Here is a 14,065-nt window from a genome sequence, read left to right on the forward strand (position 1 = left end):
GGCCGACGGTTCAGTCATCGAGACGCCGTCGACTGGATCGCCGACAGTAACTAGCGCGCCTGCTCGCTGCGCTCCGGTGATCGCGCAGCTGAACGACCACGGCTGGTCTTCGGCACGTTCACACGTCCGGACTGTGCGACAGCTTCGCTCGCTGGCCGGCCCTGGGCGACGTCGGCGCGCATGCGCACGTCGATGACGTCCTGCGGGATCCCGTGGGCCTTCATCTCGTTCGCGGAGGCCGTGCGACGAGCGGCGCTGTCGTACGACAGCTGGCTCTCGGAGCGCAGCGCATCTGCCCGCCCCTCGGCGCCGACCGGAACGGCGTCAGCGGAACGATCACTCTGGGAGGGCAAGGGCTCGTTGCGGAAGTAGGCGGCCTCGTCGCGGTTCTCCGCAGCGTCGGAGCGCAGCTGTTCCGGGGTCAGCGTCGCTGTTCCGCCGGCATCCGCCTCGCGATCGAACCGGTCTGCCTCGCTCAGCAGGAAGTCGACGTTCTCGTCAACGTCGCCGCTGTCGAGAGCCAGTTGGTAGTTGTTATCGAACCTGCCGAGCCGAGCGGCTTCCGCGTCGGCCGCGAACTGATCGAGACGCCCGGCCTCGACGTCGGCCGCGATGGACTGGTTGAGGTCTCCACCGGCGGCGGCGAGCTCGGAGGCTGCGGTGTTGTCGGCGGCGGTCTGCGCACCGGCGCCGTCCCGGTAGAGCTGCGCCTGAGCGCGCGCGTCGTCCGCGAGCGCACGCAGCTGGTCGGGCGTCTGCTCGGAGGTTCCGCCCTCCTCGGCCTGCACCTCGTACTCGCGCGCGTGCAGCTCGAGCGCGGCCGCCTGATCGATGTTCTCTTGACCGTTCTCCGCTCCGCCCTGGTCGGTCGGCGTGGTCGGCCCGTCCCGCGTGGCGTCGGCGCGGCGCTGGTCGGCGTCCATCATCCCGGCGACGGCTGCGGCTTCGACGGTTGTCTCGACGCTCTCCGCCCGTCCTCCGTCGACGGCCGCGCGCTGGTCCTCGGTGAGGAGCTGCGGGAACTTCTCAGCGATCGCAGCGTCCACCGCCGCGTCATGGCCGGCCAGGGCCTTCACCTCGTTCAGCGGGTCCGCAGAGCCGGACTCGGGTACCCGATCGGTGGCCTCAGCGGCTGCGACGACGGCGAGGGCCTTCTCAGCGGAAAAGTCGGCCGGCTGGTCGCCGCGCAGCTTGTCCGCGATATCGGCGACGTCGACGCCGTAGCGGTCCTGGACTTCACGCGCGATGGTCTGTGTGGCACGTTCGGCCACAGGGTCGAGGTCCTTCCACTGCTGCGCCGTGGAGAGGACGTCAGCGACCTGCTGCAACTCGGTGCGCTGCCACCAGTCGGGCCGGTCCACAACGGCGATCTGCGCACGCGCGACGTCGCGCTCGGCGGAGAACCGAGCGGCGAGAGCGCGCGCGTCGGCCTCGCTCTTGCGCAGCGCTTCACGCGCCAAGTCCTCCCGCAGGCGGGCGAACTTGTCGCCCAGCTGGAGCGCGACGGTCAGCGCGACCCTCGCCGACTGTCCGACCTCATCCTCAACGCTGTCCCCATCGCTCATAGCTCTGTCCCCTCTCGCTATCTCTCGAAACCGTCGCGCTCACGCGTGCCGGGAGTCTTCGTGGTCGGCACCTGTACCGCCGGCTCCGTCGCGGGAGTCAAGCGCGTGGGTACCGGCCCGCCGCGACCCGCGGCGAGGTCGGCGCGCTGCTTCGCGGCCTGCTGCTCCGGGGCGAGCGCGGCGACCTGGTTGGCGGTGATCTGAGCGGTGTAGCCGTCGCGGACGACGGTCAGGCGCTGCGTCATCATCCGCGCGAGCTCCTGCGACCGGTGCAGGTCCCCGACCGCCTTCGCGGCGCGGAAGATCGATGCGGTGGTCTGCGCGAGCCGCTTCAACAGAAGAGCCTCCGCGGCCGCGTTCTGGCCTCGCTTGGCCTGCACCAGGATCAGCGCGGCGGTCGTCGCCATCGACGGCATCGCGACAGGTCGCGGCCGCGACTCGCCCGCTCGCAGCTGCGCGGACCGGGCCAGCGTCCGCGACGCCTCGGCCAACGGTCCCGGCGTCGGTTCCAGGCGCCGCGACCACGCCGCGTACGCACCCGACGTCTCGCGGGCGACGTGCGCCCAGGTGGCCTTATCGGACGGGTCGACGGAGGCGATGTAGTCGTGCAGCCGGCGCATGTCCTCGGCGTACATGGCGAAGAACTTCGGAGACATCTCGCTCTCCTCGCGCCCCGGGCTCACCGGCCGGTACTGCCACGGATTCTTCGACGTCGCGCGCCATTCCTGCACCGCTTCGGTCGCGGACTCAGGACGGTCCGGCCATCCCTTCCGCAGCTCCGGGAGCGTCAGGTCGCGGGCGATCCTGCCACCTCCGTGCCAGACGACGGGCTGTCCCGTCTCCGGACGCAGCGCCACGGAGTAGCCGACCACGACGTCGTCACGTCCGACCGCGAACCGCGGACGGATCAGGATGCCCTCGCGGCGCATCCGACGCACGAACTCGCCCTCGTACTGCGACGCGGTAGCCGCAGCTCGAAGGCTCCGCTCCAACCGCTTCGCGTCGACCTCGGTCGCGCCACGGCGCGATGCAGACTCGCGCTCGGCCGGCTTCTCGCCGCGCTGCGCACCTGCGCGCTCGGACTCATGCAGCGGCTGCAACTCGAACTCCCGCTCGAGCTCCCGGGTGATCGTCTGCGCCTTCGAGAAGTCGTGATGGACAGACGCCTTCGTGCCGTCCTCGCGCACCAACGACACGGCGATGTGCACGTGGTCGTTGCCGTTCTTCGACAGGCCATGACGCACCGCGACCCACCGGCAATCGGCCTTGCCAATGTCGGCGCCGGCGAACCCCATCCGCTCCACGAACCGCTCGGAGATCTCGGCCCACTTCTCATCCGAAAGCTGGCCCTCCTCCGCGCTGATCGAGAGCGAGCAGTGCCACACGTCAGCGTCGACACGCTCCTTCGACGTCACACCCGTCTCCGGATCCGTGACCTCCTTGACGCGGGTGACCGACGTTCCGAAGACGCGGCGCGGCTCGTCCAGATCGGTAGCGATCGCGAGGGCTGCTGCGCGGTCCAACTCGCCGTAGCCGTACTCCGCCATGACCGCGCCGTTACCAGCGACCAAGTGCGGCTCCTCGTGCTCGTTCGCCCGACCCTCACCCTGCAAGTAGGTCATCAGTCCGGACATGCGCCCACCCCGGGTCACGTTCGGGATCACGCGCCGGCCAGCCTCTTCATCGCCGCCCGATACTCCGACACAACCGCGCGGTACTCAGCGATCGCCGCTTCCGCCTCGTCGGGGAATCGGCTCTCCGTGTTCGCGAACCGGGCGAGCTGGTTGAGGTTGTTCGAGACGTACCCCATCGTGCTGCGAATGTTCATCAGATCAGCGGCAACCGACTTGAACTCCGCATCAGTGATGACCGCATCCTCGGCCGTCGCGGACTCGAACAGCAACCGCGGCACCGTCACCTCACGCACGATTGCCCGAGCCCGAAGCTGCGCATCCTCCTCGGGCGTGACCATGACGACGTACCGCTTCTCGCGGCGAGACTCGCCACCCGCGTTCGCACGTCGCTTGCGACCGAACAGACGGTGCTCACTCGACTCGGACACGAGCGTCACCATCCCTTCGGGGCCCAGCGCAGCGAACCCGCCAACTGGCGGGGACCATACGGCAAGTATGCCGAGGATCGCCGCGCAGCGGAAGGACGAGAAGCGGGTTACGGCACGTAAGTTTATAGCTTGCTCCAAAAAAGCTACTCACCCAGAGCGCAGCGCAGGTGCAGCACTGGGTCCGAAGGGAACCCGACCGTCTCGGCCGGAGAAGCCGAAGCCGAGACGTCAAATCCGCGCCTTCCGGATGACGGTGGTGGCGGCTAGCCTTTCCGCATGAGCGACCACACGAGGAACCCTGACGACGCCGCCGACGCCGCCCGCCGACTGCTCGAACAGAGCGTCGAGAAGCGCGTCGAGGCGGTCCGCACGATCGTCTCCGCCGCCAACGACACCGACACCGCACGCGCCACCCTTAGCGACGCGCAGAACCGGCACAGCAAGGCATGGGCTGACGCCCTCGCCGCCGGATGGTCGGAGAAGGAACTCCGCGCAGCAGGAGTGCCGCGACCCGAGCAGACTCGCGCTCGCGTCACTCGCTCGCGACGCACGACGTCGGCGGAGGGAACCACCGCCGAATCGACCCAGAGTGACAGCTCCGCGTCAATCGAGAACGCTGCATGACCGACGACGAAGCTGCCGCGCTCCACGGCCAGGTCCGCGCCTGGGCGGAGGGGGCCAACCCACTCGCGGCCGCCGTCGAACTGCTGATCCGATCGGGCCTCGTGTACGCCGGCGCTCCATGGGTCAAGACCGACAACGCCTGGAAGACGAGCGCCGTCGACTTCGACCGCCTCGGCTACGAAATCGGAGCGCTCAGCGGAGGCGAACAGCGCGTCGCGCGGATCGCCTCGTCGCTCGGACAGGGCGTCCCTGTCGACCTCCGAGAGGACATCGCCGGCCTCGACCTCGAACACACGCGACTGGTCCTCGCAGCGATCGCGCACGCCGCCGGACTCGGAGAGCCCGGCACGACGATCCAAACCGTCGACGGAGTGCCGACGATCGTCCCCCGCGACGCCCTGGCGTCGTGGCCGAACGAGTAGAACGCTCGCGCACGAAGACCGCCCTCGTCGCGTAGGAACCCCCCGCTCGAGCAGTCATGCTCGCGGGGGCTTCTCCCGCCCGCGACCTGCGCGCCGGCTGCGGTCCGGCCGTCCATCCGACGCTTCACTCTTGCCTACGCCGGCCGACCGTCAAGAGCGCTGTGCGTCCCTCCGGGATGCCCCTTCGGGGCACTCCTGACGGCCACCCGACTCCGGCATCGCGCCGCTTATCGGATGGATGGCCCCAGTGCATGCTCAGCCCGAGAGCGCAGCTAGCCCGGCGCTCAAGCGCACGGAGATGTCCAGTTAGAGCGGGATGATCGTTCGCGTTCTTCCCGCTGGAGGACGCTCCGTGGGACGGAACGCCGCCCGTGCAGCCACGGTCCTTTCGTCTAGACCAGTCGCCCGCATGAGGACGCGATCGGGCGCGGAGCGACCGGAGGGCCATCGACGTGTCTCCGCCGGCGGATACAGCGGCAACGCCGCGTCACGAAGGGTCCAGATTCGCTCCGCCACGCGGTCTCGATGATCGCCGCTTGCCACGACGACACACAGCGACTTCAGCCAGTGCTGAGCGATGCCGCCCGAGAGGTCTGGGGCACGCCAGTACGACGAGGCGGCGGTCCCCGGAGCGCGAACCGTCGGGTCCTCGGCAGCGCTCACCAGCCATACAGCAGCCTCCGCCGCCTCGAGGCCGTCTTGTCGGAAACGTCTGGCTGCGGCGGGAGCGTAGGGCTCCCCATCCGGGACCAGTTGCGCGCGGAGGATCGACGCGATGATCGCCCAGCTCGCGACGGCCTCCGTGGTCGCCCGATCGAAGTAGACCGACTCACCGCGGATGATGTTCACGACCGTGGGCAGCGCCGCGTCTTCAAGACCGGCCATCCAGACGTTGTTGCACTCGTAGCAGAGCCACTTGCCCTGAGAGAAGATCATTCCGATGCCCGACTCCCACCTGTCGACGGTCGCCTCCGCGCGGCCATCGACATTCGTCAGCGTGTGGTGAGCAGCCCTCTCCTGACCGAACTCCGCGCGCAACGTGCGGCCGTAGATGTGCGAACGGGTCAGTCCCTCGGAGCCGCAGAGGATGCAGGTCGGCCGAACCTGCGGCGCGCCCCTCACGAGTCGAGCTCGACGGGCAACGGAAGAGTGACCGGAGCTGATCGAGCGTCCGCGAGGTCGGCGCGCTGCAAGGCGCGATACACCGTAGACCGACCCACGGAAAACTGCTCAGCCAACTCCGCGATCGAGTAGTTGCCCGACCGACACTCCGCGACCAAGTGCGCCTCAATCTTCGGGCTCAGCTTCGGCTTCTTGCCGCGCAGTCGCCCCTTCGCCTTCGCGACCTTCATTCCCTCGCGAGTGCGCGCCCTGATGAGGTCGCCCTCGAACTCCGCGATCATCGCAAGCACGTTGAACAGCAGTCGGCCGATCGGGTCGTGCGGATCGTGCAGCGACCCGCCGATGTTCAGACGCACACCCCGGCGCGTGAGTTCGTCCACAATGTCGCGCGCGTCACTGATCGACCGTGCTAGTCGGTCGAGCTTTGTCACGTACAACGTCGAACCCACGTCGCACGCGGCAAGAGCTTCGCGCAGCGCCGGCCGGTCGCGGTTGGAGCCCGTGAGGCCAGCGTCGACATAGATCCGCTCGAGCGGAACACCCCCGGCCGCCAGCGCGTCGCGCTGCGACTGGGCGTCCTGCTTGTCGGTTGAAACGCGCGCGTAACCCACCAGCTCAGCCATACTCCTAGTGTCCCAGTCAGCACCCCCTCATCGGACAATTCACCGGGCGGGTCTTACGGGACAATTCGCCGACTAGCGCCCCTCGAGTGACGACGGTGCTCGATCTCGCCTGCACGAGTGCTCCCACTCCTGTGCACAAGCGGAAGTCGGTCGACGCATCCTTCGGCCGCAACGTCTTCCGAGAGCGGGCGACGTCGCCGGAGGCGACGGCGGTGAATCGCGTCCGGTGAGCCACCCTCTAACGGGACGGCCTGAGCAGTCGACCCGAGATGGCGATGCGGAAGAGCAGGGTTTAGCGATGGCGCACCCCGCTCCTGTGACTATGCCTTTCACTGGCATACGCTGCGTGCTCGCGCAGCCGAGCAAGGCGGGTCCTGCGTGCTGGGCAGGAAAACCGGTCACTCTCTACACTCGGGGCAGCGGCAGGGAGGGGGCCCGATGGCAACTGCGCCCGATCCTGCCTCGGCGATCGCGCACGCAGGCTTGGCGGGTATCGCAGTCGGCGCCGTCGCCTTCGCCGGATCGCTCCTCGCCGTGCCGTTGCTGTACGCCGGGTACGCCGGTCTGGCCGCGTTCGTCCTCCTGCCGCTCATCGCCACTGCGCTCCTGCTGATCGTGTCCCGGGCCGTCACGGGTCGCCTGCATGCCGGCGCAAATCTCGTGCTCGGTGCGCTGCTGACTCTTGCGACACTCGCCGCCGTGGTCACACCGCTCGTGACCGATGCCCCGCCGCTCCCGGCTCCCCTCCTCGCCGCCCTTCCGCTGCTGCTCGGCGCCGTGGCGGCATTCGGGTCGCTCGTCGTCCATCCGGGTCGCGCCCGAATCGTTGGAGCCGTGGCGACCGTAGCCCTCCTCGCGACAGTGGCATCGCCCGTGGTGCAGACGGTGCTCGGGCGGTCCGCTGCCGCGCGCGCTTCACAGGAGGCGGAGTACGAAGCGCGGCTCGATTCGTCCGTCGTGCCGTTCGAGTCCGATCGGCTCACGACGACGGCAGTCGTCATCCGGCAGTACGAGTCCTCCATCCGGGCGTCGGAGGATCCTCTCGCGCGACAGGACACCGACTACCTTCCCGACCCGGGCGACATCACGATCCTCACGAACCGCTTCAACCCGGAGTTCTCGCTCGAGAGCCAGGTCTGCAGCCTGTACACGAATCCCGAGCTGGCGGGGACAGCGGGGAACACCTGCGACCGTCGGGACGACGGCGTCTGGGTGCTCGAGGTGGACGGCTCCCCGATGCTCGCCCGACTCATCGACAACGCCGTGGTCTCCGTGGCAGGCGCGGACCAGGAGCGACTGGAGGAGTTGCTCGCCGCGGTGGTGCCGATGGAGCAGGACGAATACGAGCGCCGGCTCCGCCTCGCCTTCGAACGGGATCTGCGCGCATAGACACCCGTCGTACCGTCGACCACCTCATGCAGCGCCTGCCCCCAGTGCAAATACCGTCGCGACCCGTTACCAACTAGGAGAACCCGTGTTTCTAGCGTTCCTCGCCGGCGCTCCCGCCGTGATCGGGATCCTGTGGCTCGTCAACCTCTCAGGCGACGGGTCCCAAGAAAAGGTGCGGCAAGACACCTGCATCGGCGCCCTCGTCGCCAGCCTGCTGTTCATCGTCGGAGCCGTCATCTAATGGTTCAGGCCCGTGGATATGAGCAACGATGCTCAGGGGTCCTTCGGCGCTTCCGCCTTCGCCGTCGCCGCGCTGCTCGCCAGCGGAATCATCGGCCTCCTCCTCACCCTCATCCTCTGGCTCACGATGCCAGGAAGGGTAGGCGCGGAGCGCGACTAACGCCCGGTCGTTGCTCGAACGACGATTCGATCGGGGAGGCGTTTACACCACTGGTCCCGAAGCGACCCCTCGGCAGGGTGCTGAGAATCGCGCCCTGCGTAGGCTGAGCGACAGTTCGACGGACGGAGCAGCACACACCATGACAGACACGAACGCGATCGGTCGACTCTCGGCCGTGGCCGCTGCGACCGGGCTCGTTCTGGCCCTGGCCGGGTGCACGGCACCCCTCGATGGAACCGCCGTCGCCAGCCCCTCGGCGACGTCCGCCGCTCCCAGCCTTCCTACGAGCACTCCCACGGACGATTCTGATGCAACAGACTCTCCCGCCGCCCAGTCGCTTCTGGAGCAGCTACCTATCCGTACAGCACTCGAGAGCGTGTCCAACGACGCGAGCGGTGATCTGCTGATCGAGGAGCGAGATGACGGGACAGTGTGGCTGTCTCTCAGTGGGCTGAGCCTGACCAGAGCAACCGAACCGCGGATCTTCGTCACGAGCGCTCCGCTCGAGGACAACGACGGCGAGTTGAGGTTCCCTGTGGACGTAGGGAGCGAAGTCGGCTCGCTGACAGCAGATGCTGACCAAGAGCTGCAGATCTTCGATCCCGAAACGATCGGCAACATCGAGAGCATCCTGATCCTCGGTGTCGGTGATCCTGGCATCCGACAGCTTGCAGCCGCTCGAGTGTCGCCCTCCAGCACGGAACAGTGACGCCGCAGCGCCGCGAACGGAGGCCATCGCCAGGCACCGGCACCGGCCTTCGCGTGGAGAGCACGCTCGCCGCGCTCTCCTACGAGGTGACCCGCGTCATGAGCAGCTCCTGCAAAAACGGGCAGCACCCATTCGACCCGCTCCTTCGGCCGACGGGGCACGAGGGAACGCCGGATGCCTGATCCCAGCGCGATTATCCTGGTGCCCTTAGCCATCATCTGGTTCTTCGTGACCTACTGGCCGATCATCTCCGTGGTGTTCGTCGTCCTTTTCGTCATCGTCGGGTTCGTGGTCCTCATGCGCCGTGAGGCGCAACGCGGCGGCAGATAGGAACTGCGCGACACATCCCCGAAGGTCGCCGCGCTGAAACTTCGTGTCCAATGGCGCGGTGCGGTCGAGGATCACCTGCGCGATCCGCGCCCGCCGAACGATCCCCATACGGAACGGATGCGGCGCCCGTTCCGTGGTCCGTGTCACGCCGGCGGTGCACCGCGCTTCGCGCGCGTGGTTAGGGGATGAACTCTTGGGACCAGTAATCGGCCCGCACCTTCAGGAGAGGTCCCTCGATGGCGGAACTGACCGTGATGGTGCGCGGGTCCCAAAGCGTTCCTGCGATGCGCGCTTGCGGCGTCGTTCCGAGCTCGCTCGACAGCTGCTCGGGAGTCATCGCGTCGGGCGGGCGCACCGAGAACAGCCGCCAGCATCCACCGGAGGCGCACTCGACGGTCTCGCTGACGAGCTCGCTTCCGGCCGGAAGGTCGATGGCCGAGGCCGCCGGCACGTCCCCCTCGGTCCGGAAGACGGCCAGACCGGCGTAGTACACGAAAGCGCAGAGGACGGCTGCAGCCGCGATCGTCGCTCCCGCGACGACGAGCGGGTGTCCGCGCTTTCGGGGCTCATCCATAAGTCCGGACCCTAGCAAGGCGCTGTAGCCCCTAGCTGGCCTCAGCGGAGGGAACCGCGACCACTCCATCCAGTCGCCCCAACCGCACGACCAAGGGAAGAGCGAGGACGTCGCTTACGCTGAGCCAGTGGGGACATTCTCGAAGGCGCGAAAAACGGTCGCGATCGCAGCATGCCTGATCGTCGTCACGGGATGCACGCCACAGCCTGAACCGCCGGCTCCGCCTCCGGTGTCCACAGACAGCAGCTCCGACGCCGCACTGACCGGTGATCTTGGCGTGGCAACGTTCACGGGGAGCGATGGGACGGCCGGCAGCATCCGTTTGAGTGCGGCTGATGGCCGGCTGGCTCTGGCATCAGACGAGCTCGACATTCCCGCCGCGACCGCATCTTCCTCAGGTTCCGTTGCGGTCATGGCAGTGCTGGACCCGATCGATGAGGGCGCCACCTGTTTCGACATTGCTTTCCCAATGGGTCTCGCGGATGCGGAGCCAGGGAAGCCCTACAAGGCCTGGCGGAACCTCGCAGAGTTCCACGGCGACCCGACAGCGATCGATCAGCTCGTCATCACCACCAAGCCCCAGAACGACCCCGACTGCTCGATGAGGATCATTGCTGTCGCTGACGTCCAATGGAGCGTGAAGCCTCAACGCAGTGATCTCGTCGCCCAGGACGCCGGGCCGCGTGCAGCAGCGCGTGGCGAAACGACATCGACGGACGGAATGCCGACGTCGTACACGGTCGCTCGCAACGACCTCGCAGAGGACGTCGCGGCACGATTCGACATGACGGCCGATGACCTGTTCTACCTCAACCCGTTCCGCTTCCCTTCCGACGAAATTCTGCGCGTCGGCGAAGAATTGAACCTCACCGTCGCGGCGCGATGACCTCCACGCGGGCCACTCGATACCGGGCCTGACGTTCCGGCTCTTGATCAATCTGGTGGAGCGCGGTGCATGATGTCCCGATGAACGTTGGAGAGCCCCCGCGACCGAGTGCAGCGACGCCCATCGTTCTCGCCTTGGTTTTCGGTGGGCTTGCAGCCGCCGTGGGAGCCGTAGCCTCCATCTACATGTGGGACCCGAGCGAGACGTGCAGGACCCGCGGCGGAGGCAGCCTGACGGGAGAGGGGTTCCTCTGGAACCCGCTGTGCTCGGATGGGTCAACCGTTCAGCCGATATGGATGACGTTGACGACTGCTGCGGCGTTGATCGTGGCTGTGACATGCGTCGTCATCGCGGCCATCCGCCAAGCTGAACGTGACGGACGCGAAACTGCGTCGCCCGACGTTCTGCACGACTACTCGCGCCAGACCCTGCCGGAAGACAACGGTCTCCGCAAGCTGGGCGACGAATGGTGACAGACGGTGACTCTCAGGGGTTCTATCGTCTCGCCGTAGCAATGCGGCGTGCATCGGTCTACTGATCGGCGTTCGGGTGACCGCTCAACGATCCCCATACGGGATCAGTAGCACGGCGTCGCCAGCACCTGCGCTGGTACGCTCCCCACCATTCGACCTACTCGAGGGGCAGCACGATGCAGACGCTTCGCACCACCGTGTTGACCGTGACGGTTGCAGCGCTGGTCTCCGGCTTCCTCGCCGTGGGTGCGGTGGCCATCGGGATCACCAGCGCAAAACCAGGCGCCGGAAGCCCCGAGCCGATCGCGTACTCCGAGCCGAGCTGGACGGACACCAGCACGCTCATCATCGGCGGTTACGAAACGCCTTCTCCTGAAATGATCGCGACCACTCCCCCGCTCTCTGCAGAGTGACGACGGCACCTGCCGACGATCCGGCACGCTGCAAGACGGGGTCAATCTCGTGACGTGGGAGCAATGGACGTTCTCGCTCGGAGCGATCCCCGTGTCGCTCATCGTTCTCAGGAACGTGCTGTGGAGATTCGGCTGCACGAACTCCGGGAGCAAGATCCTTTTCGCCTTCGGCCTTGGGGCCAGCCTGCTGTGCATCGCCCTCGCTGTGATCTGGCAGGTCCACGCCGCCAACGCCGACTGGGCTCCACCCCGGGACGACCAGAACGAAGTCGGCGGCCTCATCCTCTGGACTCTCTACTGGAACGCGGTCGCCGGCTTCTTCACCGCGCTCGGCATCCGGGTCACCGACATCCTGATCATCGAACGGACGCGGCGGATATCCGCCACCGTCTCCCCTGACGGAGGGTGAAGAGCAAGACGTCCGGCTAGCGATCCCCAAACGGGACGCCTGTAAGACGGTCCGTCAAATGGGTCGAGTGCAGGCTTCGTCAATCGCTTCTTGCTCGTCGTCGGTCAGCCACGCTTCGCTCGTGCTGGGGAACCATCCCTGGTTCGGCCACTGGTCGATGAAGTCGGTGCGGCTGGGCGCGTCGGGGTTCTCGATGCCGTTCGCTTCGTAGCAAGGCACGAGGTACTCGGTGAGGTAGCTGTAGAGGTAGTCGATCTGCTCGGACGTCATGGGGACCACGGGTGTCGTGGGATAGCTCGACCAGCAGGTGAATGCGGCGACCGATTCGGCTTCTGTCGAGGCGGTCGTTCCGATGCTGACGGGTCCACCGCCGGCGGCGTTCGAGCCGAGGTCGACCGTTAGGCCGGCCGCGGTGAGGCAGCCCAGGAGTGCTGTCGAATCGTTCGGGTCGCGGTACTCCTGGAACGGGTCGGCGGGTCTCGTCGCGTCAGGGAAGCCTGCCAGGACTCCTTCCCATTGGCGGTCCTGCTCCTGGATGCGCAGCTGCTCCTGCTCGTCGGGCGCGAGAGGTGTTGGGGCGGGAGAGGGACCAAGATCGGGCATCGGGTAGGCGACGACAGAGGAACTGGTCGCCTCAGGGGTGGGGCCAGGTGCGAGAGCCCACGTCGAAACCAGGGCGACCGCGAGGACGATGACGGCTCCGGCGGCGACGATCCAGATCACCCTCGCGCGGCCGGCTGGCGTGGGGTGAGTGCGGCTCTCGCCCAGGGCGGCGGCCGCGATGGATTCCGGTTCGTCGAAGGACCGCACGCGCTCGATGGCTTCTGCCGGCTCGAGGCCGGCCAGCTCCTCATCTATCCCGTCTCGGATCGCGGAGGCGACGTCACGAGGGACGGGCCGTAGCGCCCGATCGAGCCGCTTCAAGTAGGTCTGGACCTCGCGGGGTGCGCTGGTCGGGGTCATGTGTCGTCTCCTGCCACGATCGCTTGGACGGAACGGGTGAAGGGCTCCCACTGGCGGCGGAACTCGCCCAGCTCGGCCTGTCCGGAGGGGGTGAGCTTGTAGTACTTCCGGACCGGGCCCGAACCGCTCTCCCCTGCGTAGGAGGTGATCAAACCGCGATCCTTCAACCGCCCGAGCACCGGGTAGAGCGTGCCGATGCTGGCGATCATGCCCAGCGACACCAGCTCCTCCGACAGGCGCCAGCCGTACATCGGCTCCCGCGATAGGAGCCCGAGGGCGCAGTACTCCACCACGCCCTTCCGGATCTGGGCCCCCACGTCAACTGTCATGCTTCGCATGTTAGCGTGCAATACACACTAGGGGCGGTGGGTTTCTGTCGGTCCGGCTACCGCGCGACAGGGGGACGCAGATGCAGCACGATCAGGAGGAACCGTCAGGACAGCTTTCCGTCCTCAGGCGTGCGCTGCGCGTGCTTGGCCAGATCCTTCTGGTCTTGCTGGTGGTCGCTGCGCTTTTTTTCCAGCTCGTAGCTGCCTGGACACCACTCGGCCGAGTACTCGCGGAGTGCTACAACCTTGGATGGGTGCCGGTCGAGGCGTACTGGTACGGCACTTCCGTACTCGTCATCGCAGCTGCTGTGAGCATCACCTCCTGGATGCGCCGGGCGGTCGGCAGCTCAGGGGTCCTCGCTGGAACACTTCTCGCAGTCGGCGTCTTGACCGCGCTGCTGTTCGTCCTCGTTGCCTTCGTGAGTCTCGCGTTCTGGGAGCGGTGGCATGACTTCTCCGCCGCTGAATGGTGGAGCCAGTTCGTCGTCTACATCGCCGCCTACGCGACCCCTGCCCTCGCGCTGATCCTCGCTGCGCGCCTGATGTTCGTCCGACGCAAGGGCAAACCCCTTCCGCTGGCCGTACCGCCCGCCGCTTTCCTGGTCTTCACGCTGGCGAGCGTGGCGTTCCAGGTCATCCGAAACTGGGTGGTGTGCTGAGCTTGCGGGTGACCCTGAACAGCCGCACCCTGTTCGAAGACACCGTTTCGGAGGCATCTATCGATGCGGGAGCGAACCCACGGGACTAGACCTCCCGGCACGGCTTACTCCGG

20 protein-coding genes are annotated in these 14,065 nt (G+C 67.2%); 12 read left to right on the forward strand and 8 right to left on the reverse strand.

Going from position 1 to position 14,065, the window contains the following annotated elements; translation table 11 throughout:
* Positions 1-50 precede the first annotated feature (50 nt).
* The 3 genes from C5D44_RS06025 to mobC all read right to left on the reverse strand — a co-directional run bounded on the left by C5D44_RS06025 (position 51) and on the right by mobC (position 3,639).
* Positions 51-1,565, reverse strand: coding sequence for a hypothetical protein (locus C5D44_RS06025; RefSeq protein WP_104281114.1), 1,515 nt, complete (start codon positions 1,563-1,565; stop codon positions 51-53).
* Positions 1,566-1,582: 17 nt separating this feature from the next.
* Complete coding sequence (locus C5D44_RS06030; RefSeq protein ID WP_146084921.1) at positions 1,583-3,136, reverse strand: relaxase/mobilization nuclease domain-containing protein; 1,554 nt, start codon at positions 3,134-3,136, stop codon at positions 1,583-1,585.
* A gap of 89 nt (positions 3,137-3,225) precedes the next feature.
* Entirely contained in the window at positions 3,226-3,639 is a 414-nt protein-coding gene (mobC, locus tag C5D44_RS06035) for a plasmid mobilization relaxosome protein MobC (protein WP_104248182.1), read from the reverse strand.
* 264 nt (positions 3,640-3,903) lie between these two features.
* On the opposite strand from mobC, the gene C5D44_RS06040 reads away from it, so the two are divergent.
* Together C5D44_RS06040 and C5D44_RS06045 are read left to right on the forward strand one after the other, a co-directional pair.
* Complete coding sequence (locus tag C5D44_RS06040; protein WP_104248181.1) at positions 3,904-4,251, forward strand: hypothetical protein; 348 nt, start codon at positions 3,904-3,906, stop codon at positions 4,249-4,251.
* Positions 4,248-4,673 carry a hypothetical protein gene (locus tag C5D44_RS06045; protein WP_104261730.1) on the forward strand — a complete coding sequence of 142 codons (426 nt, stop codon included), beginning with the start codon at positions 4,248-4,250 and terminating at the stop codon, positions 4,671-4,673. The genes C5D44_RS06040 and C5D44_RS06045 overlap by 4 nt, the downstream gene beginning before the upstream one ends.
* Before the next feature lie 306 nt (positions 4,674-4,979).
* On the opposite strand, the gene C5D44_RS06050 is transcribed toward C5D44_RS06045, so the two are convergent.
* Positions 4,980-5,711, reverse strand: coding sequence for a hypothetical protein (locus C5D44_RS06050; protein ID WP_146081537.1), 732 nt, complete (start codon positions 5,709-5,711; stop codon positions 4,980-4,982).
* Positions 5,712-5,791: 80 nt separating this feature from the next.
* Complete coding sequence (locus tag C5D44_RS06055; RefSeq protein ID WP_104248178.1) at positions 5,792-6,418, reverse strand: recombinase family protein; 627 nt, start codon at positions 6,416-6,418, stop codon at positions 5,792-5,794.
* Positions 6,419-6,901: 483 nt separating this feature from the next.
* Between C5D44_RS06055 and C5D44_RS06060 the strand changes: the two genes are divergently transcribed.
* The 5 genes from C5D44_RS06060 (at position 6,902) to C5D44_RS17955 (ending at position 9,246) form a co-directional block, all read left to right on the forward strand.
* A complete protein-coding gene (locus C5D44_RS06060) occupies positions 6,902-7,807 on the forward strand; it encodes a hypothetical protein (RefSeq protein WP_181118457.1) in 906 nt (301 codons plus the stop codon).
* 85 nt (positions 7,808-7,892) lie between these two features.
* On the forward strand, positions 7,893-8,048 hold the full coding sequence (locus C5D44_RS17945; protein ID WP_181118458.1) for a hypothetical protein: 156 nt from the start codon (positions 7,893-7,895) through the stop codon (positions 8,046-8,048).
* A gap of 18 nt (positions 8,049-8,066) precedes the next feature.
* On the forward strand, positions 8,067-8,207 hold the full coding sequence (locus C5D44_RS17950; RefSeq protein WP_181068415.1) for a hypothetical protein: 141 nt from the start codon (positions 8,067-8,069) through the stop codon (positions 8,205-8,207).
* 139 nt (positions 8,208-8,346) lie between these two features.
* The gene (locus C5D44_RS17655) at positions 8,347-8,916 is read left to right on the forward strand and encodes a hypothetical protein (RefSeq protein ID WP_146087985.1); all 570 of its coding nucleotides are present in this window, start codon (positions 8,347-8,349) and stop codon (positions 8,914-8,916) included.
* A gap of 174 nt (positions 8,917-9,090) precedes the next feature.
* Complete coding sequence (locus tag C5D44_RS17955; protein WP_181068416.1) at positions 9,091-9,246, forward strand: hypothetical protein; 156 nt, start codon at positions 9,091-9,093, stop codon at positions 9,244-9,246.
* A gap of 178 nt (positions 9,247-9,424) precedes the next feature.
* Here the strand turns inward: C5D44_RS17955 and C5D44_RS06070 are convergent, their stop codons facing one another.
* Positions 9,425-9,820, reverse strand: a complete 396-nt coding sequence (locus C5D44_RS06070; protein ID WP_104281118.1) for a hypothetical protein — start codon at positions 9,818-9,820, stop codon at positions 9,425-9,427.
* 127 nt (positions 9,821-9,947) lie between these two features.
* Here C5D44_RS06070 and C5D44_RS06075 point away from each other — a divergent pair, with 127 nt between their 5' ends.
* The 4 genes from C5D44_RS06075 to C5D44_RS06090 all read left to right on the forward strand — a co-directional run bounded on the left by C5D44_RS06075 (position 9,948) and on the right by C5D44_RS06090 (position 12,001).
* Positions 9,948-10,706: a LysM domain-containing protein gene (locus tag C5D44_RS06075; RefSeq protein WP_146087986.1), complete on the forward strand. Its 759-nt coding sequence runs from the start codon at positions 9,948-9,950 to the stop codon at positions 10,704-10,706.
* A gap of 296 nt (positions 10,707-11,002) precedes the next feature.
* A complete protein-coding gene (locus C5D44_RS17960; protein WP_181028852.1) occupies positions 11,003-11,179 on the forward strand; it encodes a hypothetical protein in 177 nt (58 codons plus the stop codon).
* Between the two features lie 176 nt (positions 11,180-11,355).
* On the forward strand, positions 11,356-11,592 hold the full coding sequence (locus C5D44_RS17660) for a hypothetical protein (protein ID WP_146087987.1): 237 nt from the start codon (positions 11,356-11,358) through the stop codon (positions 11,590-11,592).
* A gap of 91 nt (positions 11,593-11,683) precedes the next feature.
* Positions 11,684-12,001: a hypothetical protein gene (locus C5D44_RS06090; protein WP_146087988.1), complete on the forward strand. Its 318-nt coding sequence runs from the start codon at positions 11,684-11,686 to the stop codon at positions 11,999-12,001.
* Positions 12,002-12,055: 54 nt separating this feature from the next.
* Here C5D44_RS06090 and C5D44_RS06095 read toward each other — a convergent pair whose 3' ends face one another.
* Both C5D44_RS06095 and C5D44_RS06100 read right to left on the reverse strand, forming a co-directional pair.
* Positions 12,056-12,964 (reverse strand): hypothetical protein, encoded by a 909-nt coding sequence (locus tag C5D44_RS06095; RefSeq protein WP_104281122.1) that lies wholly within the window; start codon positions 12,962-12,964, stop codon positions 12,056-12,058.
* On the reverse strand, positions 12,961-13,293 hold the full coding sequence (locus tag C5D44_RS06100) for a PadR family transcriptional regulator (RefSeq protein ID WP_104223417.1): 333 nt from the start codon (positions 13,291-13,293) through the stop codon (positions 12,961-12,963). The genes C5D44_RS06095 and C5D44_RS06100 overlap by 4 nt, the downstream gene beginning before the upstream one ends.
* An 80-nt stretch (positions 13,294-13,373) precedes the next feature.
* Here C5D44_RS06100 and C5D44_RS06105 point away from each other — a divergent pair, with 80 nt between their 5' ends.
* Positions 13,374-13,952 carry a hypothetical protein gene (locus C5D44_RS06105; protein ID WP_104281123.1) on the forward strand — a complete coding sequence of 193 codons (579 nt, stop codon included), beginning with the start codon at positions 13,374-13,376 and terminating at the stop codon, positions 13,950-13,952.
* The last annotated feature ends 113 nt before the right edge of the window (positions 13,953-14,065 follow it).

The sequence above is a fragment of the Rathayibacter sp. AY1B5 genome (assembly GCF_002932795.1).
In the GTDB taxonomy this organism is placed as follows: domain Bacteria; phylum Actinomycetota; class Actinomycetes; order Actinomycetales; family Microbacteriaceae; genus Rathayibacter.